Origin of the sequence: Rathayibacter sp. AY1A2, assembly GCF_002930935.1 — a bacterium.
GTDB lineage: Bacteria > Actinomycetota > Actinomycetes > Actinomycetales > Microbacteriaceae > Rathayibacter.
In genome coordinates this window covers 30,921-56,830 of record NZ_PSTP01000021.1, presented here as the reverse complement: position 1 = coordinate 56,830, position 25,910 = coordinate 30,921, and the positions used below count along the sequence as shown (strand labels likewise).

Sequence of the window (25,910 nt, the reverse complement as noted above, 5' to 3'; positions counted from 1 at the left end):
AAGATCGGACCAGGAGCAGGACCAGGTGAGTGAGGCTCCGGTGTCGTTGGTGATGCTGACGTAGTGGGAAGGGCCATGCACTCCGAACAGCAGATCACCCACCCACAGAACCGCGGCCGCCACGACGGCTAGAGCTCCCAGCGCGATCGACAGTCTCACCAACCGTCGTTGGCGGGGTGGTGTCTGCCGGTCCGGCGAGAGTCTGCTCGGGTCCCAGCTGTCCAGGCGTTCAACCACGGCGTATCCACCCCTCGGCGCGACGTGAAGCGGCCTCGATCGCCGCCGAGCTCGTTACCTTGAGTTCTCCCACGAGAGAACAGTAGGCGTGACGCGGCTCTCACCACGAGGAGCAACCGACTCGCGACCGAGAGTGTCCTGTAAGGGGATCGTCGTCCGGACGGTGAAACTACCCACTGACATCCGGCGTCCGGTGGCGGTCCCCTGCTGAACGGTGCGGGGAGGCAGCCCGTTGCACTTACTGGTCGAGCCGTCGAGCGAAGTGATGGGCGGTGATGTCCATCCGTTCGCGCAGGTAGAAGCGATGCGCCTCGAAGCGTTGCACGCCGGAGTCGAGCTCGATCGCGCTGCACCCCAGTTCCCGGCCTCGCTCCGCTAGGGCGGCTAGGAGTGCCGCGCCGTGACCGTGGGATCGCTCGGTGGCGGCGGTGGAGAGGTCATCGACGTAGAGCTTCCTGATGGCGCTCGTGTTGACGACTACTCGCCAGCCGGCGACAGCCACGCAGCGATCGTCTTGCAGTAGGGCGGTGAAGCGGAGACCTTGGGGCGCGCCTTCTCGCAGTACCAGCTCGAGCAGTTCGTCAGTGAGATGGGGGCGCAGCTCGCGGAGGACGAGAAGAGCGGCCGCCCACCGCGCGTCGCCGGGCTCTAGATCAATGATCACGGCGAGGAGACTAGCGCTCGCATCGTCCCGTACGGGAACGGGTTAGAGGGCGTCCCGTAAGGGGATGGGCTAGCGCGTCAGACCCTGCGTTTCTCTGCAGATCCGAGTGCTCGTTCCGAGGGCGGTAAGGACAGCAGGTCACCGAGCTCGCGCTTCGCCTTCTGATAACGGCTGCGCGCAGTTGACGGCGGGACGGACACGATCTGAGCCGCCTCGCTGAGAGAGAAGCCGTCCCAGTGCACGAGCCGCACCAGTTCTGCCAGCTCCGGAGAGAGCTTGCTCAGCGCTGCTTGAACGTCGAGGGCGACGTCGGAGGGTTCTCCGGTCGCTTCGATGGGTTCGACGGTGCCGCGGAGCTTTTCGGCCAGGAGGTCTTGGCGCCGGCGCGTCCTGCTGGTGTTGAGGATGACGTTCCTTGCGACACCGAACAGCCACAGGCGGGCGTCCTCGTCCGGCAGTGGCATGGATGATGACCGGCGCCACGCGATCGTCATCGTCTCAGAGAGTGCGTCGGGAGCGTCGTCGGCGCCGACTCGGCGTTCGAGGTAGTTCAGAAGGTCACGGGCTGTGGCGTCGAGGATGGCCACGACGCGATCGGCTCGCGTGTCGCGGCGGCTCACTGGGTGAGGTCTGCCTGGGTGAACTTCGCGCAGTCGTCTTGGCTTCCGGTGGAGAGGTCTGAGCCGGCGACGGGATCGACCACCCCTCGGTCCTCGAGCTCGTCCCAGACGACGTCGGTGATCGCGTTCACCGCGGCTTGGCGGTACAGCTCATCTTCGGAGTACACCTCGGTCGCGGGCACCACGGTGTCGCCGTTATCGCGGTCGATCGTGTCCTGAGCACTGATCCGGGCTAGCTCGCCGTCGATGTCGGCGAGGGCGAGCACGTCGGTGGTGCGAAATACGTCCTGCGCCTCCTTGATGTCCTCCGGATCGCCTCCCCTGACGACGCTGCGCAACTCGCATTCTCTTCCGCTGGGCAGCGTGAAGTGGACAACGGAATCCGGATTCGCCACATACGGCTGCCACCCGGAGAGCGTCGCTGCTGCTGCCGCTCCCGTACCGCCCAGAGCGAGAGCGACGACGGTCCCGATCACGAGCGCGCGAGGCGTCGCCTGTCGCCGGCCGCGTCGCGCGTTCCACTCCGCTCCGCGAACCATCTCTCGAAGAGAGGAGTCGGAGACGGCTTCCGCCAGTGGGGTTGGCGGCGCCGATTCGTCCAGGAGCGCGTTCATCGCTCGATCGCTGTCTGCGTCGTGAGGTTCGGTGGTCATGATCTGCTCCTGTGCGCTCGAGTGGCCTTCACTCTGTACATGTCCGGCAGGACCCCGAACTGACGACGCGACGATGAAAATATTCGAGAACCCGTCCCGTGAGGGGATCGCTGGCCGGGCGTCTGGGAGGATCAGCGCATGTTGCCGGACGCCGAGCTTGCCGCAGCGCTCGAGGCTGTCGGGGTGCGGCGGCGTCATCCGGTTTCGGAGTACGACTACCGGATCGATGACGTGCGGCTGGTCGTTGGTCTGCTCGACTTTCGGCTTGTGCAGGTCGGCGGTCACACGGCTCGGATCAGGATCGCGTTGCCGTCGTCGGGAAGTGATCAGCCCTGGATCTATGCCACTCCGCGAGATGCAGCGGACTGGACTTCGCAGCTGCTCGTGTGGATCGATGAAGAGGTGGGGACCGGTGGGCTTTCCAGCGGACGCCTCCGAGTTGAGGAGGGCGGCGTGACGTACGTGGTTGTCGCGCCCTACGGCTGGCGGAGGGCCAGCGAGGAGGAGCACATGCGACTGCTTGACGGGACACGCGCGTAGAGGGCGTGCTTCCGCGGCTCGGAGGGGCGGATCAACCCCGGTGATCTGACCGTCCCGCATGGGGATCGATCTGCGGGACGCTTTCAGCGGACCGCTCGGAGGGGCTTGGCGTCGTCGTCGCTTGCTCGTGATGCCGCCAGGGTCGACCGCAGGTCTTCTCGTGCTCGTTGGTAGCGGGTGCGTGCCGTGGACGCGGGGACGCCGAGGAGTTGTCCGGCTTCGGTGATGGAGAAGCCGTCCCAGTGAATGAGGCGGACGAGCTCGGCCTGTTCTGGCGCGAGCCTGGCGATCGCATCGCGCACGTCGACTCCTTCGTCGGCGGGGCGTCCTTCGGTGGAAGCGGTCGTGAGGACGCCGCGGAGCCGGCTGGAGAGGTCGGCTCGCCTGTTCTCAGTGCGGGTGCTGTTCGAGAGGACGTTCCGGGCGATGCCGAACAGCCACATCCGCGACTCCTCCGCGGTGCGGGGAAGGGCGCCGACACGGCGCCATGCGGTGAGCATGACGTCCCCGAGTGCGTCGGCGGCGTCCTCGAGAGGGAGGCGGCGTTGCAGGTACTTGAGCAAGTCGGGCGAGGCGACGCGCAGCGCCTCGGCGAGTCGCTCCGCCTCATCGGACTTCTGGCGGGTCACCAGGTCGCTCCGGGGCAGCGGGCCTCGCCCGCGATGCTGAGGTTCGCGGCGTCGACGTCGACGTTCTGCGCAGCGAGTTCGGCGTCGAGGGCGTTGCTGATGATGCGTCCAACCGCGGTCGAGTACTCCCGGTCGGCGTTGTAGAACTCGGTGCCGTAGCCGGCCGACGTGCGGGATCCGTCAGCGTTGATGAAGGATTGGTCCTCGGTGCGCAGTTGCGCGACGGTCTCCTCGAGCGCACCGTCGCTGAGGAGAGCGTCGATGTCGGTCGTCTGGTAGAAGTTCTCGACTACGGCGACGGCCGCCGGATCGGTCCCTTGAACGTCTCCCATGCGCTCCTCGCATTGGACACCGCTGGGCAGCGAATAGGTGATCGAGGCGTCCGGCGTCTCCGCCCACGGCGACCACGCGCCCGTCGCCGCGGCGGCCGCTGTCGCCATGCCACCGAGTAGTACCAGCGAAGCGACTCCGGCGACCGCAGGACGGGCCCAGCGGTGGCGGCTGACGCGGGCCTCTGCCGCCGCGAGCTGTTGCAGCTCGGCCAGCTCGGCGGCGACGTCGTCCGTCACTGTCGATGTGCGGGGGCTGGACTCATTCAGCAGGACGTCCAGGGGGTCTCGGTCAGGGGCGGCAGTCATGACGGGCTCCTTCGAAAGCGGGTTCATCCTGTACATGTCCACCCGACCCGCAAACGTCTGCCGCAGCACGAAATCGGCTCGCCGCCCTCGTCAGGGCGCCGGCGACCACGCCGGACGTCAGGTCGCGAGGGACGCGGCGAGCTCGGCGGGCGCTCCGGCGGAGCGGGGCTGCCACGACTCGAAGACGCCGTAGGCGATGATCCGCTCCGCGGTCGACAGCAGCGGATTGCAGCTCGTCATCGTGATGAGGCGGTCGGTCGGAGCGACGTCGCTCGTCCAGGGGACCGGATCGATGACCTGCACTTCGGAGGGCTGCACGTATTCGAGGTTCCGGAACCGGTAGGTGTACCAGCCGTCGGCGGTCTCGATGTAGATCGCATCACCCAGTTGCAGCTCATCGATGAGGTGCATTCCTCCGCCGGCGGCGGAGCGGTGCGCGGCGATCGCGAAGTTCCCCACTTCGCCGGGCATCTGCGTTCCCGGGTAGTGGCCGATGCTGCCCACGTCGAGCACGTTCTCCGCGTCGACGCCCTCAGCGATCGTGCGCACCCACCCCTCGCCGTACCGGGGGATGTAGAGGTTCCCGAACGTCGTGTCCAGAGCCGCGACCGGCGCGATCACCGGGTCAACAGGCGCGGCCGGCTCAGCGCTCGGCTGTGACGGCACCTCAGCGGACGGCGCGCCATCGCCCCAGCTCTGGCGCAGCTCAGCCGCTTGATCGGTCTGCCGGCCTGCGATTACGGCGTCGTTCCACCACAGCTGCCAGGCGAGGAACAGCAGAACGAGCACCCCTGCGGTCATCAGCAGCTCGCCTAGGACACCGAAGAAGGACAGGCGTCGACGGGCCGGACGGCGCCGGCGCCGCGGCACGTCCACGGATGACGGAGCGGTCATGCGAGGAGTCTAGGTGTGCCGCTCTCACCGGCATCGCTACGGGAGACGTCTCGTGCGGGAATCGTTCGACGGTCCGACGTTTTGGGCCACTGCTCGTTCTCGCGCGCCGTCGCCGTCCCTTCCGCTGCCTGCCCTGACCCACTGGCAAGCGCGTCACCGCAAGCGAATCGCGTCGCAGTGTTCAGCCCGGAGTGCACCGGGCCGAACGATCAGATAGCGACGGACGGTGTAGTAGCTGCTCCATCCGGCGTGTTTGTGCGAATACTCGGGTTCCGGGTGCGTGACGGGTAGACGAGGGCTAGACCGGCTGCTGCAATCCAGCACGCTGTCCAGAGGCCGTGTCCGGGAGTGCTGTCGGCGCTGCCCCATTCGACCCAGAAGAATCCTGGGTCTGCCACAGGGCAGGCGATAACAACTGCTGCAACCGTCGCTACCCCTGCGGGAACCCAGGGAACGAGGCGTGCGACCACCAGAGCTACAACGACGAGAGCGAGGGCGCCCCAGAGATACAGAAGGGGCATGAGGTCGTATGACGACATGGCCTCAGCGCAGGACGGGTTCATTTCATTCCATCTAGCGCCTGTGCATGGCTGCCAGTAGGACGACGTCGTCCAGGTCACCCACAGTGAGATGCCCATGAGCGTACCCGCGCACGCCAACCGGACTAGAGCCTTAGTGTGCTGGCGTCGCCCCATGCTGAAAATGCTAGTCCGCCGACCGTCCCGGTGGACGATCGTTCATCGGTGCACGCAGACGCGACACCGAGCGCCTGTCGTTCCTCACGGTCGCCTGCACAGCTCGTCGCTGCGTCCCAAACCTCGTGCAGATGACCGTGAACGTTCAGGTCTTCGAGTTCGTCTGCACAACCGACGTGAGCGCGCCGGAATCGTCAGCCGCAGTAGTGATGCTCGAGTACTTCACCCCTCGAAGAAGTAGTGCAGCACTCACCCCGCCGACTACAGCCGCCACGACACCGAGACCGACAGCGATCCCCGCCGTCATCGGATCACCCACGACGGCAGCTACGCCGGCCGCAACAACCCACGGAACGCTCGACCCTACGGCCGGCCCAATAGGGCTGATCAGCGGGGACGACTCGGTGGCTCGTCCCGACCGCAGAGTGATCAGAATCGCCACGAATCCTCCGGCGACGGCAGCCAGGGCACTGACCCCACCGATAATGGCGCCCACCATAATCAAGTAGGCGAAGGCGCCCCACCCGCCCTGTTCGCGGAAGTCGGAGTTACCCGTAAGGACCAATCCCAGACCGAGCAGCGCACCCAGCACCACGCCGACGGGTACAGCACAGAGAGCGGCCCTCCGATGAAGATGGACGATCTGCCGCATGTAGCCACGTTAGCCGGAGAGTCTCCCGGTCAGCGCAATGGCCGTCCCGTAAGAGGATCGTTCACCGATGCGGATCTGACCCGAGTGGTCCAGCGCGCTCCTGCCGTTCACCCGTTGGTCCGATAGTGATGTTGTGCAGACGCTGTCGCTCAAGGCTTCCGCAGCGATCGCGGGCGCAATCACTCTCCTCGCCCTCGTCGCGGGCGTCTTCCTCGACGGATTCTCGTTCGCGTGCAACGAGTCCCTTCCGCCTCAGTGCACGGGGTTTGACGTCGCGTGGCCGGCTCTGTGCTCTGTCGCCCTCGCGACCCTTGTTCTCCTGGTCGTAGCGATGCGCGCCAGCAGGCGCTCTCACGCTCGATGGAGGTCGCTGCTGCTCGCCTTGGGCGTGGTCGGCGCCGTCACCAGCTGGGTTCTCGCTCTGCGTACCGCCATGATCATCGGTTGAGCAGCCCACGGCACGGTCGAACGACCGCTTGTTCCGTATGGAGATCGTTCATCGGGGCGAGGGGGCGGTGGCCTTCGCTTCGACCGTGTGGATCTAGCTCAGGTTCACCTTCGAGTTCTATGTTGAGCCCATGAAGCGACTCGCGACGTCAGGCCAGTTGGTTGGATGGACAATCGCCTTGCTCGGGGCTGCTGGTGCCGCCGCGTTCCTGGTGCACTGGAGCTCGTGCCTCGGTGGCCTGAACGAGGGTTGCTACAGCGCCACACAGTCAGACTTCACGTGGATCGCCACAACGATCGTCTGGGCCATCGCCTTCCCGCTCGTGATATTCGGCGCCTTCGTACTCTCGCCAGGACGACCCGTCACGCTGATTGGTGTTGGGCTCCTCATGGTCATCAACCCCCTCACCGACCCTGGAGCGTTCTTTCTCCCGTGGGATGTCGCGGACACCTTGCCCTTTACCGGCGTCGCCACGTCGCTAGCTGCTGTGACTGCAGGTGTCCTCCTGGCCGGATCTTCCTACCGAGCCCGTCGGCCCGATCACAGCCGAGTCGGGAAGCCAGCGCCCGCTGACGTCGCCTACTGACCTTCGATCGGACTTGGGTCGTCCCGTTAGGGGATCGTTCACCGGTCGCGTATCCAGCTACGGGCAGCGGTAGGTCTTCGCGAAGTCGGTTGCCGTGAACTGCCTTCCCTCGGTCATAGAGGTCAGTGACGGGCAGATGTCGTTGTTGTGCGCCGCCGCTACGAAGGGGGTCGCTGCTTGTGGGACGCAGCCGTAGTCCTGGTCGGGCTGGTCGAGGATTCGCAGCTGACCTGTCTCCCCGGCGGCGAGGTGAAGATCGGACCAGGAGCAGGACCAGGTGAGTGAGGCTCCGGTGTCGTTGGTGATGCTGACGTAGTGGGAAGGGCCATGCACTCCGAACAGCAGATCACCCACCCACAGAACCGCGGCCGCCACGACGGCTAGAGCTCCCAGCGCGATCGACAGTCTCACCAACCGTCGTTGGCGGGGTGGTGTCTGCCGGTCCGGCGAGAGTCTGCTCGGGTCCCAACTGTCCAGGCGTTCAACCACGGCGTATCCACCCCTCGGCGCGACGTGAAGCGGCCTCGACCGCCGCCGAGCTCGTTACCTTGAGTTCTCCCACGGGAGAACAGTAGGCGTGACGCGGCTCTCACCACGAGGAGCTACCGACTCGCGACCGAGAGTGTCCTGTAAGGGGATCGATCCGCGGGACGCTTTCAGCGGACTGCTCGGAGGGGCTACTGCTCGTCTTTCCGGGCTGCTCGGCCGACGAAGTGCACGGACCGTCGAGCGTCGACGAGTTCGCGCTTCTCGAAGTGGCGAACGACGAAGGCTCCTGCGACGAACGAGTAGCCGATGCCCTCCGCGATTCGTGTGAGGACCGGGATGGTGCTGATGATCTGTTCGACGGTGGGTGATCCGTTGGCTTGGTAGGGGGCGATCCAGAACGGCACGATCGTGCCGAAGACGATGCCCAGGAGAATCCCGGCGACACCGATCCAGAACATGGAAGTGGACGAAAGTGCTCTGAGCATGGGATCCCCGGAATGTTCGGTGGGCGAGTCGAGAGGCGCCGCTGTCGGACGCGCCGTCCTCGCTCACGGCTGATCGGTCTGGTTACAGGCGCAGGTTGAGCGCGGCGAGGACGGTGACGAGGCCGGCCGCGACGACGACGACCGTCAGTGCAACGCGCCCCGCCGTACGGCGGAGAAGGCCGGTCATCGTGGCGGCGTCCGCCACGCGAGTCGCGATCACGAGGTCAGGAACGCCGGCCGGCGGTTGCGGTGGCGTCGTGGAGTCGTCTTCGCTGGCCGGGACGCTCACGGTCTGCTGAGCCGGCTCGATCCGATCGGGCAGCTTCTTGAAGCGGCCATCATTCGATTCGCCCACAGCGACCTCCCCAGCGGTCGCCGCATCGCGACCCTCCTTCGTGACTGTAGCCGTGCAACTCCATTGCGTCAGCGTGAGCGCGTAGCGGCCTAGAGCTGGAGACTGCTGCGGCGCACGTCTCCTCTCCACTCCTCGAGCGTCCACTGATCGGGTCCCGTAGAGGAACCTGCTGCTTCCCGAGCGCGCTGCTCGCTGCCATAGATTCCAACGACGTCGGTGGCGTCTGCCCAGAGGGCTGTCCTGAGGAGGAGGTAGTGCTCACCGTCACTGCTGTTCTTCACGCCTCGGATCCTCGTCGGTTCCGACGTCGTTCGGTCACCGTGGCGCGAGGTATCACAGTGCTGGCGCGCGTCCCGTATCGGGATCGACCACCGGACGCCTTGCGCCTCCGGCGCGAGGCGGAGGATGACCGGCTGATCGTTGACGTTTTGCACTGCGGCTAGTGCGCCGCGGCGGTCCAGTTCGTACGCTCAGCACATGACTGTTCGAGGGTACGCGCGGAGTCGACGTCGGCAGCTCCTGTTGTGGGTTCTGGCTTCGCTGGTGGTGTTTGCGCTGGTGACTCTTGTTGTCGCCTTCGTGGCAACCCAGCTCAATGCTTCTGCTTTCGCCAGACGCCCGGAGATCGAGAACTGGGCTGACCCGAGCAGGGGAACATTCACGCTCGGGCTGGGGTGGGGCTTGGTCGCCGCCGCAGTCACCGTCGCGGTCGGCGTCACCGTCGATCGTCTGCGGATGCGCAGCGCTAGGTAGAACGACGTCCCGTAAGGGGGTCGTCAACCGGTCGCACGCGAGTTGCGTGCGCCGCCGCGGCGTGGCGCGGGCGGGGCCGTCTCGTTAGACCTGTCCGGTGGTGATTCCGCTGAGGGGGCGTGAAACGGGGCAGGGAAGGCCGAGCGCCAGGCCGGCTTGTCTATCCCGGGTTGGGTGGTTGCGGGGCTGTGTCGTTGAGGCGGCGATAGTAGGCGACGTCGAGCGCGCTGAGGTGGGTGAGGAGGCGTCCGGCGCGGTCGTGCATGGTCATGGAGCCGTCGTGGAGGCTCGCGATGGCGCCGACGCGGTGCAGCATCAGCACTGTGTCGAGGCGTTCGGCGTAGTGCAGTTCCAGGAAATACACCAGCGGCGGATTGCCGGCCCGGCCTGGGGTGAAAAGGGCGGTGGGCTGGTGTCGGGTGACGCCGGTGTCGCGGTTGAGCTCGCGGAAGATGTACCGCTCGCGCAGCCACGGCCCACCGAGGATCATCGCGACGAGGACGACGACCCCGGTGATGACGAAGGGGTTGAGAAGAACGGCGAGGTCGTTGCCGGTCATCATCCGAGCATGTCCCGGGGGCGGTCGCGGTCCTCGGCTGCTTCGGTGTCCGCGGCCAGCTGCGCGACTCGCGCTTCGATGTAGACGGTGCGCATCGTGGCGTCATGGTCGAGTTGCAGGACTTGCAGGAGGCGGTGCAGTTGTACGGTGCCGGCCGAGGTTTTGCCGGTCAGGATGCGTCGGACGGTGCGCGGTCGGAGCCGTGCGAACACGGCTACCTTCTGTGCGCTCCAGCCCTGCGCCTGCACGGCTGTGGTCAGTACCGTGCCGAGCGCGGTGTCAAAGTGCTGGGGCGCCAACCCGATGAAGTCCACTCAGCCAGGCTAGCCATGCGATTCGTACGCGAACGTGGGTTCAGAGGACGGGTGGTGGCGACCCGTCCGGTGGGGAGCCAGGTGGCGGGGCGTCTAACGAAGCAGTTGGAGCCGCTCGTCAGGTTCGGTCGTTCGTCGTTTCGTCGTCGCCTGTTCGGTCTGGCGAGTTGGGGGTGCGGAGGGGCCAGGCGGGCCACCAGCCGTTGTCGAGTTGGCGCAGGGTCGTGGTGGCGTGTTCGAGGTCGTCGGTGGTGAGGTCTCTGTCGGGGGCGCCACTGCTGCCGGTGTAGCCGCTGCCGTCAACGGCGTGGAGCTGGGTGTGCAGCCACCGGCGACTTCCGAGGGGGTACGTCTCGCGGAAGCCGCCCGCGGCGATGGAAAGGACGGCTTCTTCGAGGCGGTCGGCGGCGGTTTCTGCTGATTCGTCGCAGGCATCGCAGGAGCAGTTCGGCAGGGTGGCGCGGAAGAAGACGCCTGCTTCCACTTGGACTGATTCGTCGGTTGCAGTGACGGTGATCGGGGTTCCGGCGCGAGGCTGCAACCGGATCTGCTGTGTCCCGTCGTGGTCGAGGTGGCGGACGTCGACGGAGTACCAGCGGTGGAGGTAGTCGGCCAGGGCGTCGACGTCATGGCGTAGGGGTGCGAAGCGTTCTGGGTGGGAGACGCGGGAGTACGCGTCGTCAGGTGGGTGGTGGTCGGGCCAGCGCTGCCCGTATTCGATGACGTGGCCGTTGTCGTCGCGGAACTCGATGGGAGGGAAGGCGGCGCGTTGGAACGGAACCGGTGGAACCGTGAACGGCGGTGGAGTGACATCGTGAGCGAGCGCGGTGATTTCGCGGTCGTCGAGGTCTTCTTGATCCCAGGTGGACAGCATCTCGAGGAACGGTTCCCGCTGCTCGGGACGCTGCACCATGGTTCGCACGAGGGCGGCGACCGGAATGGAGCGGACGTTCGTCCCGATTTCCGGCTCGTTGGTGACTCGCCAGGTCGCCGCGGGATGCACCACCGCGATCACGTTCCCGACGAACCGGGCTGCGGCGTCGGCAATCTCTGGCGTCGTCAAGGCGGTCGGATGCTTGGCCAGGAAGAGCCACACTCCCGACACGTCACCAGCAAGGCTCTCTGGGTCCACGCCATGGCGTTGCAGGAACTGAACGAAGAGATCGAAGCCGTCGACAAACCGCACAGGAGTCGGAAGCTCTGTTGCGGGCCGGAACGTCGCAATCGCGGACGAACCCAATTCCGGCATCGACCCGATCTCGCCAGGGAACATCTGTGTTGTCATCAGCTTCCTCCCGCGCCATGAACGACTCCGACAGTGCTCACCATGTCAGCGCCCCGTCACTCTTCAGACGCTTGTAGCGCCGATGTCGAGGCGCGAAGGTAGGCGTACACCGTCTCCCGGCTGATGCCATATTTCTTTGCCAACGTCGTCTTCGGCACGCCGGCACCAGCCCGCTCGCGCAGCTCCGCGACCTGCGCGAGGGTAAGCGAGCGGGCGCGGCCTCGGTAGACGCCGCGCTGCTTGGCCAAAGCGATGCCCTCGCGTTGACGCTCCCGAATGAGTTCGCGTTCGAACTCTGCGAACGCGCCCATCATGTTCAGCAGCAGGTTCGCCATCGCGCTGTCCTCACCAGTGAAGGTGAGCTGTTCCTTGACGAACTCGACCCGGACCTTCTTGTCCGTCAGTCGGCGCACGAGCCGGCGGAGGTCTTCTAGGTTCCTTGCGAGCCGGTCCATCGAGTGCACGAGCACCGTGTCTCCGTCGCGGACGAACCCGATCATCTCTTCGAGCTGCGGACGGTTCACGTCCTTGCCGGAGGCCTTGTCCTCGAACACCCGATCCAGCGTCAGGCCGTCGAGCTGGCGCACCGTGCTCTGATCCAACGTGCTCACCCGCACGTACCCGACCCTCTGACCCGACATGCCGCCTCCGACCCCTACTTGTCCAGTTGAAGTCTAAGAGCCGCAGGGGCAAGTGTCAGACAAGGTCCGACACGGCCCTATTCGGACGCGCTTCGGCCATGGTGCCTGACGTCCGGTTGGGGTGTACCTCAGCTAGACGGAGCCCCCGTCACCCTCCGGTGCGGTCGCTCGCAGTGCGTGGCGGGCGCTGCTTCGCGCCTGGGTGGGAGGTGGGCGCTACGTGGCCGCTTCCTCCATTTCGGTGATGGGAGCCGTATGAGTGGCAGCGTGGAGGGTGTTCAAGGGAAGCAAGAAGAGACGAAGGAGTACATCATGCGCACCAGCACGAGCAACGAATTCGACACCAGCTCGGCCAACCGTCAGAACCACCCGGGACACGGCTTCCGCCGGTCCCGCATCGCTGCGGGCCTGCTCGCAGCATCACTCACCGTCGCAGTCCCGATCGTGGGCGCCGCGCCGGCCTTCGCGGACACCACAACTCAGACAACCACCGCCGTCGCTGACTCCGGCCGCGCCACTGGCGTTACCGAGGGAGCGAACAGCGGCGCTGCCGGTCAGTGCACATGGGGTGCGAAGGAAAAGTTCTTCGAGGCGACCGGGCTGCGTCCCGCCATCTACGGCAACGCCCTCGACTGGGACACCAGCGCCGCCGCGAACGGCTGGACTACCGTCCTGGATGCTCAGGCTCGCAGCATCGTCGTCTTCGAGCCCGGCGTGCAGGGGGCGGACCCCACCTACGGTCACGTCGCCTGGGTCGATTCCGTCGAGCAGCGCGCTGACGGCCTCTACATCAACATCACCGAGATGAACGGTGCCGCCGGACCTGGCGTCTACAACACGCGAACTGTGCAGGACGTCGTGGGCATGTCCTACATCCTGGCTCCGTAGGGTCACCGCAAGAGGCGCTCCGCGTCCGCGAGTGTGAAGGCGGGTGACCCATGGGCCGCCCGCCTTCACCCTGTCCGCGTACCTTCGGCCTCCCGATCGGTAGGCGTCGCTTGCACCGTAGAACGATGCGACGACTCGAACTCGGAGCGGATGGCAGGCGGCCTCAATCACTCACTGACGTCGCGATCGCTGTCCTTCGCGCTCTCCTAGGACGGTTCCTGGACTTTGGGACGGTTGATCGTGTCACCGTTCCACGACAGGTCGGAGTCCTCATCGACGGGGAAGGCCTCGAATCGGCCGTCAGTGAGGATCGCGCTTACGAGCGTGTGCGAGCCGGCGACGATGGTGGAGTCCCAGTCGATCTCGGTGGCGAGCACCCAGGCGTGATCTTCAGGCCAGAGTAGTTGCGGCGCTTCCTCGCCGCGGAGGCCAATCTCGGGACCCCATCCGGGTTCGGCAAGCTCCGCCATGCTCGTGGCGGCCAGTATGTAGTCGTATCGGTCAATGCTGACCGGCCTGCCGAGGAGGTTCTGGCCGGTCCCACCGACCCAGTACGCCGCGAGCGCATCGCCGGGCGTAGTGGTCGCCGAACTGAGGATGGGTGCGAGGGCGGCGAGTACTTGCGGATCGAGTCGTCCGACGTCACTTGTGCCGCCGCGCGGCTCGTCCCTGCCTAGGAGCCGTTCCCACTGGACGAGCGGGTGCATGACCTTGCCGGCAGTAGCAGCAACGTCCGCCCACCGCTGGCGTTCCCAAATGTCATCGCCGTCAGGTCGAGGGTGAAGGACACGGGCGTACGCCTCGAACCCGTATCCGGCGACCGAGCCGACTCGTGCCCAGCTTCGCTCTCGCTGCATGCGCAGCCCAAGCCATTCGGCCCGCTCGACATCATCTGTGATCTCCATGGCCATGACCCTGGCAGGCCGGCACGGCCACGCCAAGACGAGTCGTGGTCGACCTGACGCCGATCGGACGCCACGCCATCGAGCTGATGAACCGAGCTTGGCATCGTGGCGCGGCTGAGGGCGCGCCGTTCGGGTCGGCGCACCCCCGCCGGCGGGCTTGGCGCTCTCGCGTCACAAGCCAAAGATCGGCGGTCCAGGTCCCCGCTCAATCCATGCGGAATCATACACATCGGTTCCTGAGTGATCTGCCGAGCATCAGCCAAACGGGGGAGGGCGATGGGGATAGTGCGTGATGGTTGGTCGTTCAGGTCTGGTATCTCTGGTGAGCCGGGGTCGGGAGGACCTGTCGGCGGAGGGGAAGCGGTGGGGGCGTACGACGAGGCGGAGGATCTTCCTTCACCGCCGCGGCACCATCGTGGCGTCACCGTGGTCCTACTCGTTCTGCTGACGTCGGTGCTGGCCGGCGTCGTCGCTGTCTTCATGTTTGCGGTCGGGTCGCTCGATGACTCGACGTCGGGAGCGGTGCCGCCGTCGGGGAGTGGCCAGGAGCTGGTGTACGAGCTCGTGCCCGTGTTGAACGATGATCCGGCGATCGCGAAGCTTCTTCCCGCGAACACCGAGTCAGACAGTGCAGGCTTGCGCGATGCGTGCGGGGCGCTCGCGGACCGCGATTCGGAGTTCACGATCATCGACGGCGCGACACCTGCCACGTTTCGGGTCGCCCTGGACGCGGCCGCAGACGCGCCGGAGCCGCAGACTTGCTGGATTGGGTTCCGCTGGGTCAAGGACGAAGGCTGGCGCGCTTCCGCGATCCGTCACTGACCACAGCTGAGCGTGGACCACCGTCGGCGTCACGGCTTGTAGGGGGACCAGTCCTGTGAGGGAAGTTCGCGCAGCTCCTCGTTCACCCAGACGCGCCAGCACGTGTCGGTGCGCTCCTGAAAAGCGCCGCTGATGGTCTCGTGCGACCAGCCGTCACGCGATTGGATCCAGCGGACGAGCCAGACCATTTGACCGGCCAACGGCTCAGTGTTGCGCGACATGTGCTCATCATCCTGGACGTCTGCCCGCGCAACGTGTGCTCGTCAGTAGTGGAGCTGTGTGCTCCATCCGTCTCGGCCGCGACCGGTCCACTGGGTGTAGTACAGGCCGCGCTTGTTCAAGAACGGCCCCACGTAATCCAGGCCCGCCGGCCGGTCAGAGCTGGCGCGAACGAAGAAGTTCTCGGGGCCGAAAAGCGGAAGCCCGGTCTCGGCCAACGTGGTGCCGGTCCCGTCGAGAATCGTGAGGCGCCACTGGTCCTCGACGTACTCGACTGTCGCCATCTCGGCGGAGCTGAAGTCGATCATGCGCGGAGCATAACCACCGCACGTTACGCCTGGTGTCGTTTCGCTCGGGTGCGGCTTCTTCCCCTGGGAAGCGGCCCGACCCGGCATCCCCCGACGCGGGGCCGGGCCGCTACTCCCGGCTCAGGGGCCGAGCCGCATCCGAGCCGGGAGCACTGGGGCCGGAGCGAACGGCACTCCGTACATGCCCGACCATAGGTGCCGACTGTGCCCACGGGAGGAGGGTTGACGGCCCTGAGCAGCAGCCGGCGAGTGGTGCTCTCGGCCGCGCTGTGTGACGCGGCCGAGAGCAGAGCGACACCGACGACCCCTCGTCGGTCTGCCGCGCGCGGCGTCGAGGTCCCCACTTCTCAACCGCACCGCCACTTTAGACACGAAGTGCCGAGACGGTGAGCGTGAGCGGAGCGAGTCGAGCAACTCCTGTCAGCGCCGCTCGGCATCCTGACGGCTGGCCGCGCTTCGCTTGCGCAGCTCGCTGACTACCGACTTTGAGGCTGCCAGAAGGGCGCGCTCGTCTTGCGCGTCGGCATCGACTGGGACGACGACGAACGCGCTGTTGGCGTTCACCGTCATCCGTACTTCCATGACCTGCCCATCCACGCGCAGCGCGGGAATAGCGATCGACTCGGAGTGTCCGCCGGCGGCGATCGAACCGACGAAGGCGAGGAGGGCCGTGCACACGTCGTCGGTGGACGTGAACGTCGCGGAAGCTCTCATCCGTCGTCATCACCTACGCGATGTAGCGCTCCGGTGAGCGTCCGGCAGGGGCCGCTGATCGGAACTCTTCCCGAGGGGAGCATTCTCTGAGGCCATCCATCCGATAAGCGGCGCGATGCCGGAGGCGGGTGGCCGTCAGGAGTGCCCCGGAGGGGTATCCCGGAGGGACGCGCAGCGCTCTTGACGGTCGGCCGGCGCAGGCAAGAGTGAAGCGTCGGATGGACGGCCGGACCGCAGCCTGCGCGCACGTCGCGGGAAGGCAGAAGCCCCCGCGAGCGTGACTGCTCGAGCGGGGGCTTGCTACTCGACGAGGGCGGTCGTCGTGCGCGATCGACCTACTCGTTCGGCCACGACGCCAGAGCGTCATGGGGGACGATTGTCGGCACTCCGTCGACGGTCTGGATCGTCGTGCCGGGCTCTCCGAGTCCGGCGGCGTGCGCGATCGCCGCGAGGACCAGTCGCGTGTGTTCGAGGTCGAGCCCGGCGACGTCCTCGCGGAGGTCGACAGGGACACCCTGACCGAGCGACGACGCGATCCGCGCGACGCGCTGTTCGCCTCCGCTGAGCGCTCCGATTTCGTAGCCGAGGCGGTCGAAGTCGATTGCGCTCGTGTGCCAGGCGTTGTCGGTCTTCACCCACGGTGCTCCGGCGTACACGAGGCCCGATCGGATCAGCAGTTCGACGGCGGCCGTGAGCGGGTTGGCCCCCTCCGCCCAGGCGCGGACCTGGCCGTGGAGCGCGGCGGAGTCGTTGTCGGTCATGCAGCGTTCTCGATGGACGCGGAGCTGTCGCTCTCGGTCGAATCGGCGGGAATTCCCTCCGCCGACGTTGTGCGTCGCGCGCGGGTGACGCGAGCGCGAGTCTGCTCGGGTCGCGGCACTCCTGCTGCGCGGAGTTCCTTCTCCGACCATCCGGCGGCGAGGGCGTCCGCCCACGCCTTGCTGTGTCGGTTCTGCGCGTCGCTGAGGGTGGCGCGTGCGGTGTCGGTGTCGTTGGCTGCGGAGACGATCGTGCGGACCGCCTCGACGCGCTTCTCGACGCTCTGTTCGAGCAGTCGGCGGGCGGCGTCGGCGGCGTCGTCAGGGTTCCTCGTGTGGTCGCTCATGCGGAAAGGCTAGCCGCCGCCGCCGCCGTCATGCGGAAGGCGCGGACTCAAGCGTCTCGGGTTCGGCTTCGCCAGCCGAGACGCTCGGGTGTCCTTCGGACCCGAGTTACACCCAAGTCGCGCTCGGTGCGAAGATGGTTTGTGGAGCAAGCTATAGGTTTACCCGTGGTAAACCGCTTGCGCCCCTTCCGCTGCGCGGCCGGGTCGGCGCATACTGGTCGTATGGTCCCCGCCTGGGGGCGGGTTCGCTGCGCTGGGCCGGAAGGACGGTGAGGGTCGTGTCGGAGTCGTCACGAGAGGGTCGGTTGTTCGGCCGGCGCCGCCGCGCGAACGTGCCGGGTGTCGCTGCGCGGTCGAAGCGGTACGAGGTGTCGGTCACGCCCGAGGAGGACGCGCACCTGCGCGCCCGTGCCGAGGTGCTGGAAGTGACGGTGCCGCGGCTGCTGTTCGAGTCCGCGATGAACGCCCAGGTGCGCACGGACACGGAGTGGCGGTTGGTGGTTGCTGAGCTGTTCCGGGCGTCGAAGCTGTTGCAGAAGACGTCGGACAACATGAACCAGCTCGCGCGGTTCGCGAACAGCACGGGCCAGTTCCCGGCCGAGGCTGTTGAGGCTGCGGAGGAGTACCGGCGGGTGCGACGCCTGATCGAGGCGACGGCAGACCGGCTCGGTGGACGGTGAGAACGAACATCACGCGCGGCACGCGCATGCGTGGACTGATGGGCTACCTCGTTGGTCCCGGCAAGACGAACGAGCACGAGGAGCAGCACCTGATCGCGGGGGATTCCGCGATCATGGCTGAGTACGGGCATGAGGTTCTGGATGGCGCTGCGGCTGCGGCGATCGCTGCGGATCTGGACCGACCGCGGGAGCTGTTCGGCGTCGAGGTGACGCGCAACAAGGTGCGCACCGACGAGAACGGCGAGGCGGTTCGGGACTCGGCCGGCGCGATCGTGAAGGATCGCGTGGCGGCTGATGTGTGGCATTGCTCGCTGTCGCTGGCGGCCGAGGAGGGCCAGCTCACAGACGAGCAGTGGGGCCGAATCTCGACCGACTTCGTGCAGCGGATGGGCTTCGCGGGCGAGGACATCGGCAAGGCCGATTGCCGCTGGGTCGCGGTGCGTCACGGGCTGTCGAAGAACGGCAACGACCACGTACACATCGCCGTGTCGCTGGTGCGCGAGGACGGCACGAAAGCGTCGGTGCACAAGGACTACGAGCGGTCGCAGACGATCAGCCGTGAGCTGGAGCGCGAGTACGGGTTGCAGGTCTACCAGGCGCCGGAGCGCGAGTTCCCGGAGCGCGGTGTGCGGCCGGGAGCGCGTGAGTCCGCTGCACGTCGCGGGCACGTCGAGCCGGACATGCAGCGCCTCGAGCGCGCCGTACGCGCGGCCTCGTCCGCGTCCCAGGATGAGAGCGAGTTCGTTCGTCGTCTGCGTCAGGGCGGGGTGCTGGTGCGCCCTCGATTCGCGACGGGTCGTGACGATGTGATCGCCGGCTATTCGGTGGCGCTGCGGCCGACGAACGGCGAGAAGGCGATCTGGCACGGCGGCGGCCGGCTCGCTCGCGACCTGACCTTGCCGGAGCTGCGGAAGGGCTGGCCGGACCAGCCGGAGTCCGCGTCGGATGCGGCATCCGAATGGCGCGCGACAGCCAAGAATCCCTGGCAGTACACGCCGGTCAACCCTGGCCGGGAGACGGCGGAGCCGGCCCCCGAGCTGTTCGAGGCGTACGCCGCGGACATGGACCGGCTGCACGACTACATCAGGTCCGTGGACCCCTCCGACAGGGCCACGTGGGCGCACGTTGCGCGCGAGACGGCCGGCGCCTACGCGGCGTGGTCCCGGCGCATGGAGCCCACCCCGGGACCGCTCGCGGACGCTGCGCGATCGCTCGCCCGCTCGGCGCACCTGCGGGCGCACGAGACGCGCCCGCGGCCCGCGATGATGCCCTCGACGGCGGCGTACTCCGCATTGATCATGGCCGCGGCGGGGAATAAGAAGAATGCAGCCGCGGAGCTGCTGCTGCTGAACCAGTTCGCGCGCTTGACGCACGCGGTCGCGTCGGCTCATAAGGCAGCCGGTGATGCGCGACGGATGCGCGAGCTGTCGCAGACGTTGCGGGGTCAGTTGTCCGCTGTTCGCGACGGCTACCAGGTCGTCGTGAAGGCCGAGAAGGTCGCGGAGAACGAGCGGGCCTGGCAGGCGCTCCCGGAGGAGCTCAAAGACGTTCGCCGGCTGTCCCAGACCAACTTCGGGTCGGGCAGTCCCGTACCCACGAAGCTCACCAAGGCTGACCGGGAGCGCGAGGAAGCGATGCTCGCGGACCGCGCCCGACAGTCTCGGCAGGGACCTGACCAGGACCGCGGCGACCGTGGCCGATAGACGATTCACCAAGGCAAGGGGAGGAAGTCATGAGTGACGACGACGAGGTAGGCCAGGAGGTCGGTCAGAACGTCCGGATCGCGTTGACCATCGCGATGCAGATGGGCGAGAAGTTCGCCCGGCTGCGCGAGGAGCTGGCTCGCGACGCGCAGGCACGCTCCGCCGCGCAGGCGCGCGAGCTGTCGGCCCGTTTCGACGCCGAGCGCGGCGCTGCACGCGCGACGTTGCAGGTCGTGGACCGGCCCGACTGGTGGGAGAAGGCGAGCATCCAAGACATCTCGAAGGTCGCGGAGACGGCGCAGGCGTGGAAGAACCACGACCCGATCGCGGAGCGCGCGTCGGCCGTCGTTCAGCGCGAAGTGTTCGAGCGCTACGGCGTCGACACCGCCGTGCTGCGCGACGCCGCAGGTCAGGCGAAGTCGGAGCTGGACCGGGCGAAGGAATGGGCCACCAACTCCGCGCCGGAGCACTACCACCGCCACGACGACGACCGCCTCACCATGGACATACGCGGCCGCGCAGAGCCGGACGTGAACGCGGAGCGCGCTCTGATCACCGACTACCGCGCGGCGCTCGCGGGCGACGCCGGCACCCTCGAACTCTCCGCGGCCGAGGAATGGAAGCGCGACACCGACCCGGCCGGGTTCCAGGACTACCGCGTGCAGACGTCGATCGACTGGAACGACGGAGAGTTCCGCACCGCGGACCCCGCGGCCGTCGCTGCTGCACGAGCCGCGCTGGTCGAGGAGTGGAAGGACACGGTAGCTCCCGAGCGTGCTCGAGCGGGAGCGGAGGTTACGGAGGCACAACTACTGATCGCGGAAGCCGACCGCCTCGACCGCGCGAACGACGCCCGCAACCAGGAGGCCGCTCGAGAAACCCCCGGCGCGTCCGACGTCGACAACGGGCGCGCGGAGATGGCTGCACAGCTCGAAGCGCGCGCGAGCGACTACGACCGCGACGCGGCCGCCGGCGGCACCGCCAACGCGACTCCCGACGAGCTGCGCGAACTGGCCTCCGACGCGCGCGCTCAGGCACAGCTCTTCCGCGACGACGCCCCCGCAGAACGCCAGGAGGCCGCACAGGGCACCGGAGGCCCGTCCACGGAGTCGGCGCCGCCCGCGACAGATCCGCGCGCGTCAGCGTCGCGTGAGGCCGGAGAGATCGCTTACGACAGTGCCGAGCGTCGACAGTCGACCATTCAGGCGATGGAAGCCAAGGGAGTCCCCCCGCACGTCATCGAGGCGCGGATGAGCGCCGACAGCGCGCACGCCACCCCGCCCAGCGCCGCGGTGACGTCGAAGGCTCCGATGAGCACCGTCCCTCAGACGCGGCGCGGTCGTGGCCAGGGGCAGGGCGCCGATCGCGCGGACCTGAGCCGCTAGCCGGAGCGTCGACAACGAAGAAGGGGAGCACCGGACGGTGCTCCCCTTCTTACGTCCTCAGAGCGCCTCTCAGGCGTTTTCTCTGGATGGGCGCTGCGTGTACAGCGGCGGTTGTAGATCGGACGGGAAAGTGCCTTCTACCGGTGCCGTGTAAGGCAGCGGTTCACCGAGCCGGTTCTCGTCCGTCGAGTCCGCGAACGGCCCGTCCGCAGAGAGCAGGACGCTCATGTGCGGATCGCAGTGGTTGATCCACCACGCACTCATCCCGGCCTTCGGGTCGGCGCGTGCGGCCTCCCACGCCCGCCACAGCGCCTCGATGCGCTGCTGCGCTTCCTTGGACTCCCACCAGGCCGCTTTCCACCGCAGACCGCCACCGGAGCCCTGCGCCATGACTCGGCGCCGGTAGGTGCCGATGAGCTGCTTGCGCACGAACTCATCCGCCGACCCGAAATGCGTTGTCGGCTCCTCGCTCTCCGGGGCACTCGTCGCCACATCGTCCGCTGACGTGGGCGCGGCCTCGTCGTCCACGCCCCCATAGAAGTCCTCGCTCATGAGCCCGTCACCGGCGTGAAGCCGTGTCCCTGCTCCGGGGCCGGCGGCGGCGTCGGTGTCGGCGCTGCGCCCGGTCGGTGGTTCGCGATGGAGGCGTTGATCGCGGCCACGAGCGGCTTGGGACCGTCGAACCACGGCACCGTGCGCAGGATCGCGGCACGCGAGCCCGAGGACATCAGGATCGCCCGCCCGATCTTGCGCCCCTTCTTGGGCGTGGGGAGGTTCGCGAGCTCCGCGACGTCGAGGATCAGTTCGCGCTTCAACGCGCTGGTGGTCGAGCGCACGCCCTTGTTCATGCTCGCGGAGGTCGTCTCGCGATCGTAGGTGCCGATCAGCTCCGACACCATCCGCAGAAACCCCGTCTCCGAGATTCCGCCGGCGTAGATCTTCGCGTTCGCGGCCGACCACAGCTTGTCCATGCCCTCCCGCCCGAACACGCTCACGCCCTGCGACCAGGACTGGAACACCGACATGATCGGGATCCCCCGGGAGCCGTAGTGGCTGTAGAGGTCGGGCAGGTCGCGCCAGCGGCAGACGTTCGCCGCCTCATCGAGGACGCCGAGCATCGGGGTCTGCATCCGGCCGCCGGGCGACACCGCTGCCAGCTCCTCCGCGGCCTCGACGGTCGCGGCGGTGAGTGCGAGGACGAGGGGGCCGGCGCTGCCGGCACCCTCCTTGGACAGGCTGTAGAGCGTCCCGGTGGAGCGGACGAAGGCGCCCGGATCGAACTCCGGCCGGGTGTCTTTCTCGCCGGTGCGGTTCACCCACTGGCGGGTCCCGGAGTCCTTCAAGCAGGACGCCATGCGCCGGGCAGTGGAGTACACCGATCCGCGCTCCCGGTGCTCCAACCGCGTCGCGCCCTGCAAGCTCTTGGCCATCAACGGGAAATCGCTCGAGGCCAGAATGTCTCCGGCCGTCTCGTCGCCGGGTTTCGTCGTCCACTCGTAGACGTCCGTGATCGGTCGGCCATCGAGGGCCGCGGCGAGCAGGAAGCCTGCCAGCAGCTCGCGACCGGACGGCTCGAAGTGCGCATCCGAGCGCGCTCCGACCTCGCTGGATCCGGACGCGAAGTGCTGCGCGAGCTTCGCGGCCTTGGTGTCGTCGGTGACGTAGGAGAGCGGGTTCCACCACCACGACGGCGGCTCGACCGCGACGCGCTGCGGGTCGAACACCCACACCTGCCCCCGTGCTGCGCGGAGGTCGCGGGTCGCGTCGAGCACGTCGCGCTTGTTCGAGGTCGTGACCACGGACCCGGGAGCGTTGACAATCGCGGGGATGACGAACGACGTCGACTTGCCTACGCGGGGGCCGGCGAGCAGCAGCACCATGTCCTCGAACGAGGCGTAGATAGGTCGACCGTCGCTGAGGAGGTCACCCAGAGGGACGCCGAACGAGTCGGTCACGCCCAGTCGGGCCGACTTCTCCTTCGCCTCCTTGCCGCGCATGTGGCTCATTTCCGCGGAGGTGGCGGTGTGGCGGGCGGTCCAGTCGATCGGGGTCCGGTTCTTCTTCCCGCCGTTCTTCGCGATCAGGAACAGGGTGCCGAAGAAGACGACCACGGCGCCGATCCCGGCGACGATGAGGGTCGCGGTGCCCGGCCAGACGAGTCGGCCGCGGAACACGTCGACCACGACGGAGAAGAAGTTCGACGGGTCGGTGTCCATGTCGGGATTCACACCGTCGACCTGGGACCCGACGCGGACCGCGATGTAGATGGCCAGGGCGATGATCAGGACACCGCCGGCCGCGAACGCGACCCCGAAGCCGTTACTGGCCTTCCCGGGCTCTTTCCGGCGGTTGTTCGTGAGGCTCATGGTGCAACTCCTTCGGTCGGTGCTGGGCTGGTGAGAGTGGTCTGGGCGGGGATCGCGTGCTGCACCTGCGCGGTGAACGCGAGGGTGGCGGCCGTGGCCACGAGGACCGCGACAGCCAGGAGCCCGGCGACCGCGCCGACCTGGCCGAGCGGACCCCGCAGCAGCGCACCCCCGGCGCGGGCGGCGATCACGACATCGCCCGCTCGAGCAACGGAACAGATGCCGGCAGGAACCTGCGCGGCTCGCATCGCTCATAGATCGGCCCGTCGTAGGGGGCCGTCGTGTCGTCGCTGGTCGCCTGCCGGCTGGTGCCCCAGGTGAGGACGGCCTGGCCGTTGTCGACGTACTCGACCGGCAGGTCCGTCATGTGGTCGGTGTGCGGGAGCGTCGTCGTCATCGAGCAGCCCCAGAGGTAGCCGTCGTAGACGACCGTCGACGTGCAGCTCATGCGATCACCCGGTCCCACTGGTCCCAGGCGACGAAGCCCGCCATGAGGGCGACCCCGGTCCAGCAGCCCGTGAGCAGAAACCGGTCGCGCTCCGCCGCCCCCTGACGGCGGGCGGCGATCACGCTGACGATCGCGGCGCCGGCCGCGCCGAGCGCGACGCAGCTCGCGCCGAGGGCGACGAGGACGCTCACGGCAGAATCTCCACCATGACCGGATCGGTCGCCAGGGGCTCGTTCGCGCGGCCTGCGCGGCTCGTGGTGTGCCAGAGCTTGTTGGTGTCGTTGACGTCCTTCTCCGCTGCGGTCAGGTGGACGCGGACGGGGATGCCGGGACGGCCGCCCACCTTGATCAGGAACAGGCCACGGCCGGGCGGGTCCGCTTCCTTCCCGGAGACGCCATCCCAGGCCGGCGGGTCCTGCCAGCTCGTGAGCATCTCCTGCTCCTTCGCGGACAGCGGCACCGCCGACGTGAGCAGAGGCATCTCCGCACCGGGAAGGCCGCCGCAGATGACCATGCCGGAGCGCTCCACAAAGCCGCGGGCCTTCATCCGGTCCTCTTCGCTGGAAAGCGCGAGGAGGTCGGACATGGTGTGGCTGATCATCGCCAGGCCGACACCGCGGGCACGGTTGAGGCGGGTGAGCGCGTCGACGCGATCGACCATGCCCTTGCCCGCGCGCAGAGCCCGCCACAGCTCGTCCAGGATCACGAAGTAGTGCCGGCGGGGCTCGATCCCCGCATCGGCCAGCGCCGCGGCGACGTTGACCGTCCCGAACCCCGCGGACCAGCACGCGAGGAGGATCGCCGCCTGGAGGTCGCCTTCGGAGTCATCGATCGAGGACACGTCGTAGACCACCGGCCGATCCCGCCGCATCGGGGTCGTCGTCTGGCGGGAGAAGATCTCGCCCAGCCGGCCACCGGAGGTGAGGCCGATGAGCGACGCTTCGAGGTTCTCGGTGATTTCCTTGTACCGCTTGAGGTCGTTGCGGTCGAGCGCGACCTGTCGAATCTCGTCCGGCGCGGCCTGGATCACGGCGAGCAGGTCCGCGAGGACGGGGATGCCCTCGTGGTGCTCGTCCAGGTACTTCAACGCCCGGTCGATGATCGTCTCCTCCCGGTCCGTGGGCGGCTGAGAGCGGAGGATCGTCAGGAGCGCTGCGATCATCGTGTGCCGGCGGCCGTGAGCGTCCGCGAGGACCTGAGCGGCGAGGCGCTGCGCTTTCACCGCACGCAGGTGCAGCTCCTTGGAGTCGCCGCCGCGGGCGTCGAGCTCCGCGGCTTGCTCCAGCGCCTGGTCGGCGTCGTCTCGGAGGCGCTTTGCCGCGCTGGTCGCCTCGCCGGGGTCGAGGATGTTGAGGTAGCCGCGGTCGCGGCCGAGGGTGATGACCTGTCCTTCCATCGCGCGGATGAGGTCCACGTAGTCGGGCTTCAGATCCCCGAGGACCAGCGGGATGGTGCCGTACCCGGCGAGCCCGGTCGCCATGCGGCGGGTCAGCGAGGACTTCCCGAGACCCGGCTTGCCGAGGACGAACATCGACGGGTTGGAGATGAGCTGCGCCCGCTGGAACCAGCTAATCGGGTCGCACAACACGGAGGCCCCGGTGGTGAGGTTCTTGCCCAGCGGTACGCCGATCATGGGCGTGCCGGTGCCGACCGAGAATGGGTACAGGCCGCACACCTGCACAGTCGTCGCGCGGAATTCATCGGCGGGCTGGATCGAGACGACCTGTCCGCCGCCGCGGCCGAGCCATCCCGTCGACGTCGGCCGCATCGGTCGCTTCGGCGCCGATTCCTTCTCGGTCTTCTGCTTCCCGCCCTGGTGCGGGATCGCCCGCTTTTTCCGCGACCGCTTGGACGGCGTCTCGCGGGCGAGCGGCGAGGCCGCGGCGCGGGCCGCGGCACTCTCCTCCTGCACCTTCCGAGCGCGGCGAGACCCGGCCCGGCTGTCCGCCGTTGCTGACGCGGCAGCGTCAGTCGACGGGGAGCCGACCGCGCCCGTGGGCGTGGCCGAGTCGGGGGCGTCGACGTCGCCGGCCTCTTCGCTCTGGTCGACGTCGACGGCGCCGGTGGGCAGCTCGTCCCCGTCGACGTCGGCGGGGACGTCGACGGGCTCGGTGTCGCGGTGGCGGGAGAAGAGCTTGGTGGTGATGCTCACTGGGGGCCTCCAATAAGGGTCGGAACGGCGACAAAGACGGGTGAGGGCTGAGGGTTAAGCCGGGACGGCACCGGACGT

General features: G+C 67.7%; 36 protein-coding genes. 9 read left to right on the top strand and 27 right to left on the bottom strand.

Going from position 1 to position 25,910, the window contains the following annotated elements:
- Positions 1-475: 475 nt before the first annotated feature.
- The 3 genes from C5B93_RS14615 to C5B93_RS17020 form a co-directional block, all read right to left on the bottom strand.
- A complete protein-coding gene (locus C5B93_RS14615) occupies positions 476-901 on the bottom strand; it encodes a GNAT family N-acetyltransferase (RefSeq protein WP_104263605.1) in 426 nt (141 codons plus the stop codon).
- A 77-nt stretch (positions 902-978) separates the two neighbouring features.
- Positions 979-1,488: an RNA polymerase sigma factor gene (locus C5B93_RS14610; RefSeq protein ID WP_258068236.1), complete on the bottom strand. Its 510-nt coding sequence runs from the start codon at positions 1,486-1,488 to the stop codon at positions 979-981.
- A 29-nt stretch (positions 1,489-1,517) separates the two neighbouring features.
- A complete protein-coding gene (locus tag C5B93_RS17020) occupies positions 1,518-2,174 on the bottom strand; it encodes a hypothetical protein (RefSeq protein WP_146078504.1) in 657 nt (218 codons plus the stop codon).
- 138 nt (positions 2,175-2,312) lie between these two features.
- Here C5B93_RS17020 and C5B93_RS14600 point away from each other — a divergent pair, with 138 nt between their 5' ends.
- Positions 2,313-2,714: a hypothetical protein gene (locus C5B93_RS14600; RefSeq protein ID WP_104263608.1), complete on the top strand. Its 402-nt coding sequence runs from the start codon at positions 2,313-2,315 to the stop codon at positions 2,712-2,714.
- 83 nt (positions 2,715-2,797) lie between these two features.
- On the opposite strand, the gene C5B93_RS14595 is transcribed toward C5B93_RS14600, so the two are convergent.
- From C5B93_RS14595 to C5B93_RS14580, 4 genes are all read right to left on the bottom strand, one after another.
- A complete protein-coding gene (locus C5B93_RS14595; protein ID WP_104263609.1) occupies positions 2,798-3,343 on the bottom strand; it encodes an RNA polymerase sigma factor in 546 nt (181 codons plus the stop codon).
- Positions 3,340-3,981 (bottom strand): hypothetical protein, encoded by a 642-nt coding sequence (locus C5B93_RS14590; protein WP_146076973.1) that lies wholly within the window; start codon positions 3,979-3,981, stop codon positions 3,340-3,342. The genes C5B93_RS14595 and C5B93_RS14590 overlap by 4 nt, the downstream gene beginning before the upstream one ends.
- 117 nt (positions 3,982-4,098) lie before the next feature.
- A complete protein-coding gene (locus C5B93_RS14585; RefSeq protein WP_104260278.1) occupies positions 4,099-4,875 on the bottom strand; it encodes a class E sortase in 777 nt (258 codons plus the stop codon).
- A gap of 840 nt (positions 4,876-5,715) precedes the next feature.
- Positions 5,716-6,222: a hypothetical protein gene (locus C5B93_RS14580; RefSeq protein ID WP_146076974.1), complete on the bottom strand. Its 507-nt coding sequence runs from the start codon at positions 6,220-6,222 to the stop codon at positions 5,716-5,718.
- A 133-nt stretch (positions 6,223-6,355) separates the two neighbouring features.
- Here C5B93_RS14580 and C5B93_RS14575 point away from each other — a divergent pair, with 133 nt between their 5' ends.
- On the top strand, positions 6,356-6,670 hold the full coding sequence (locus C5B93_RS14575) for a hypothetical protein (RefSeq protein ID WP_104263611.1): 315 nt from the start codon (positions 6,356-6,358) through the stop codon (positions 6,668-6,670).
- Between the two features lie 130 nt (positions 6,671-6,800).
- Positions 6,801-7,256: a hypothetical protein gene (locus C5B93_RS14570; protein ID WP_104263612.1), complete on the top strand. Its 456-nt coding sequence runs from the start codon at positions 6,801-6,803 to the stop codon at positions 7,254-7,256.
- Positions 7,257-7,313: 57 nt separating this feature from the next.
- Here the strand turns inward: C5B93_RS14570 and C5B93_RS14565 are convergent, their stop codons facing one another.
- The 4 genes from C5B93_RS14565 to C5B93_RS17015 all read right to left on the bottom strand — a co-directional run bounded on the left by C5B93_RS14565 (position 7,314) and on the right by C5B93_RS17015 (position 8,866).
- Positions 7,314-7,589 (bottom strand): hypothetical protein, encoded by a 276-nt coding sequence (locus C5B93_RS14565; RefSeq protein WP_146078503.1) that lies wholly within the window; start codon positions 7,587-7,589, stop codon positions 7,314-7,316.
- Positions 7,590-7,933: 344 nt separating this feature from the next.
- The gene (locus C5B93_RS14560) at positions 7,934-8,203 is read right to left on the bottom strand and encodes a hypothetical protein (RefSeq protein WP_104224259.1); all 270 of its coding nucleotides are present in this window, start codon (positions 8,201-8,203) and stop codon (positions 7,934-7,936) included.
- A 109-nt stretch (positions 8,204-8,312) separates the two neighbouring features.
- Positions 8,313-8,450 (bottom strand): hypothetical protein, encoded by a 138-nt coding sequence (locus C5B93_RS17350; protein WP_181068408.1) that lies wholly within the window; start codon positions 8,448-8,450, stop codon positions 8,313-8,315.
- A 224-nt stretch (positions 8,451-8,674) separates the two neighbouring features.
- Positions 8,675-8,866 (bottom strand): hypothetical protein, encoded by a 192-nt coding sequence (locus C5B93_RS17015; RefSeq protein WP_146076965.1) that lies wholly within the window; start codon positions 8,864-8,866, stop codon positions 8,675-8,677.
- Positions 8,867-9,062: 196 nt separating this feature from the next.
- On the opposite strand from C5B93_RS17015, the gene C5B93_RS14550 reads away from it, so the two are divergent.
- Complete coding sequence (locus tag C5B93_RS14550; protein ID WP_146076966.1) at positions 9,063-9,338, top strand: hypothetical protein; 276 nt, start codon at positions 9,063-9,065, stop codon at positions 9,336-9,338.
- 160 nt (positions 9,339-9,498) lie between these two features.
- Here the strand turns inward: C5B93_RS14550 and C5B93_RS14545 are convergent, their stop codons facing one another.
- The 4 genes from C5B93_RS14545 to C5B93_RS14530 form a co-directional block, all read right to left on the bottom strand.
- Complete coding sequence (locus C5B93_RS14545) at positions 9,499-9,897, bottom strand: hypothetical protein (RefSeq protein WP_104227088.1); 399 nt, start codon at positions 9,895-9,897, stop codon at positions 9,499-9,501.
- Positions 9,897-10,211 carry a helix-turn-helix domain-containing protein gene (locus C5B93_RS14540; protein ID WP_104227089.1) on the bottom strand — a complete coding sequence of 105 codons (315 nt, stop codon included), beginning with the start codon at positions 10,209-10,211 and terminating at the stop codon, positions 9,897-9,899. Before C5B93_RS14540 ends, C5B93_RS14545 begins: the two co-directional genes overlap by 1 nt.
- A 118-nt stretch (positions 10,212-10,329) precedes the next feature.
- Positions 10,330-11,496 carry a DUF6226 family protein gene (locus C5B93_RS14535; RefSeq protein WP_104227090.1) on the bottom strand — a complete coding sequence of 389 codons (1,167 nt, stop codon included), beginning with the start codon at positions 11,494-11,496 and terminating at the stop codon, positions 10,330-10,332.
- Positions 11,497-11,552: 56 nt separating this feature from the next.
- Positions 11,553-12,137: a recombinase family protein gene (locus tag C5B93_RS14530; protein ID WP_104227091.1), complete on the bottom strand. Its 585-nt coding sequence runs from the start codon at positions 12,135-12,137 to the stop codon at positions 11,553-11,555.
- Between the two features lie 312 nt (positions 12,138-12,449).
- Here C5B93_RS14530 and C5B93_RS14525 point away from each other — a divergent pair, with 312 nt between their 5' ends.
- Complete coding sequence (locus tag C5B93_RS14525) at positions 12,450-13,025, top strand: CHAP domain-containing protein (protein WP_219812207.1); 576 nt, start codon at positions 12,450-12,452, stop codon at positions 13,023-13,025.
- Between the two features lie 206 nt (positions 13,026-13,231).
- Here C5B93_RS14525 and C5B93_RS14520 read toward each other — a convergent pair whose 3' ends face one another.
- Positions 13,232-13,930, bottom strand: a complete 699-nt coding sequence (locus tag C5B93_RS14520; protein ID WP_146078502.1) for a hypothetical protein — start codon at positions 13,928-13,930, stop codon at positions 13,232-13,234.
- A 363-nt stretch (positions 13,931-14,293) separates the two neighbouring features.
- Here C5B93_RS14520 and C5B93_RS14515 point away from each other — a divergent pair, with 363 nt between their 5' ends.
- Positions 14,294-14,752, top strand: a complete 459-nt coding sequence (locus tag C5B93_RS14515) for a hypothetical protein (protein WP_104227094.1) — start codon at positions 14,294-14,296, stop codon at positions 14,750-14,752.
- Between the two features lie 29 nt (positions 14,753-14,781).
- On the opposite strand, the gene C5B93_RS14510 is transcribed toward C5B93_RS14515, so the two are convergent.
- The 5 genes from C5B93_RS14510 to C5B93_RS14490 all read right to left on the bottom strand — a co-directional run bounded on the left by C5B93_RS14510 (position 14,782) and on the right by C5B93_RS14490 (position 17,098).
- Positions 14,782-14,973, bottom strand: a complete 192-nt coding sequence (locus C5B93_RS14510) for a hypothetical protein (protein WP_104227095.1) — start codon at positions 14,971-14,973, stop codon at positions 14,782-14,784.
- 42 nt (positions 14,974-15,015) lie between these two features.
- Positions 15,016-15,279, bottom strand: coding sequence for a hypothetical protein (locus tag C5B93_RS14505; protein ID WP_104227096.1), 264 nt, complete (start codon positions 15,277-15,279; stop codon positions 15,016-15,018).
- A gap of 420 nt (positions 15,280-15,699) precedes the next feature.
- Positions 15,700-15,993, bottom strand: a complete 294-nt coding sequence (locus C5B93_RS14500) for a hypothetical protein (protein ID WP_104227097.1) — start codon at positions 15,991-15,993, stop codon at positions 15,700-15,702.
- A gap of 335 nt (positions 15,994-16,328) precedes the next feature.
- Entirely contained in the window at positions 16,329-16,754 is a 426-nt protein-coding gene (locus C5B93_RS14495; protein ID WP_104263457.1) for a hypothetical protein, read from the bottom strand.
- Positions 16,751-17,098 carry a hypothetical protein gene (locus C5B93_RS14490; protein WP_104263456.1) on the bottom strand — a complete coding sequence of 116 codons (348 nt, stop codon included), beginning with the start codon at positions 17,096-17,098 and terminating at the stop codon, positions 16,751-16,753. The genes C5B93_RS14495 and C5B93_RS14490 overlap by 4 nt, the downstream gene beginning before the upstream one ends.
- Before the next feature lie 368 nt (positions 17,099-17,466).
- Here C5B93_RS14490 and C5B93_RS14485 point away from each other — a divergent pair, with 368 nt between their 5' ends.
- Genes C5B93_RS14485 through C5B93_RS14475 form a run of 3 tightly spaced genes read left to right on the top strand, consistent with a single transcriptional unit; the run spans position 17,467 to position 20,866 of the window.
- A complete protein-coding gene (locus C5B93_RS14485) occupies positions 17,467-17,778 on the top strand; it encodes a plasmid mobilization relaxosome protein MobC (RefSeq protein ID WP_236553717.1) in 312 nt (103 codons plus the stop codon).
- On the top strand, positions 17,775-19,481 hold the full coding sequence (locus C5B93_RS14480; protein WP_104263455.1) for a relaxase/mobilization nuclease domain-containing protein: 1,707 nt from the start codon (positions 17,775-17,777) through the stop codon (positions 19,479-19,481). The genes C5B93_RS14485 and C5B93_RS14480 overlap by 4 nt, the downstream gene beginning before the upstream one ends.
- Before the next feature lie 29 nt (positions 19,482-19,510).
- The gene (locus C5B93_RS14475; RefSeq protein WP_104263454.1) at positions 19,511-20,866 is read left to right on the top strand and encodes a hypothetical protein; all 1,356 of its coding nucleotides are present in this window, start codon (positions 19,511-19,513) and stop codon (positions 20,864-20,866) included.
- Between the two features lie 69 nt (positions 20,867-20,935).
- On the opposite strand, the gene C5B93_RS14470 is transcribed toward C5B93_RS14475, so the two are convergent.
- From C5B93_RS14470 to C5B93_RS14445, 6 genes are read right to left on the bottom strand one after another with little or no spacing between them, the layout of a single operon-like run.
- Positions 20,936-21,394: a DUF4913 domain-containing protein gene (locus tag C5B93_RS14470; RefSeq protein WP_219814049.1), complete on the bottom strand. Its 459-nt coding sequence runs from the start codon at positions 21,392-21,394 to the stop codon at positions 20,936-20,938.
- Positions 21,395-21,414: 20 nt separating this feature from the next.
- Positions 21,415-23,232 (bottom strand): type IV secretory system conjugative DNA transfer family protein, encoded by a 1,818-nt coding sequence (locus C5B93_RS14465; protein ID WP_104263452.1) that lies wholly within the window; start codon positions 23,230-23,232, stop codon positions 21,415-21,417.
- Complete coding sequence (locus C5B93_RS14460) at positions 23,229-23,423, bottom strand: hypothetical protein (protein WP_104263451.1); 195 nt, start codon at positions 23,421-23,423, stop codon at positions 23,229-23,231. The genes C5B93_RS14465 and C5B93_RS14460 overlap by 4 nt, the downstream gene beginning before the upstream one ends.
- Positions 23,420-23,680: a hypothetical protein gene (locus C5B93_RS14455; RefSeq protein ID WP_104263450.1), complete on the bottom strand. Its 261-nt coding sequence runs from the start codon at positions 23,678-23,680 to the stop codon at positions 23,420-23,422. Before C5B93_RS14455 ends, C5B93_RS14460 begins: the two co-directional genes overlap by 4 nt.
- The gene (locus C5B93_RS14450; RefSeq protein WP_104263449.1) at positions 23,677-23,871 is read right to left on the bottom strand and encodes a hypothetical protein; all 195 of its coding nucleotides are present in this window, start codon (positions 23,869-23,871) and stop codon (positions 23,677-23,679) included. Before C5B93_RS14450 ends, C5B93_RS14455 begins: the two co-directional genes overlap by 4 nt.
- Entirely contained in the window at positions 23,868-25,448 is a 1,581-nt protein-coding gene (locus C5B93_RS14445; protein ID WP_219812664.1) for an ATP/GTP-binding protein, read from the bottom strand. Before C5B93_RS14445 ends, C5B93_RS14450 begins: the two co-directional genes overlap by 4 nt.
- Positions 25,449-25,910: the final 462 nt, after the last annotated feature.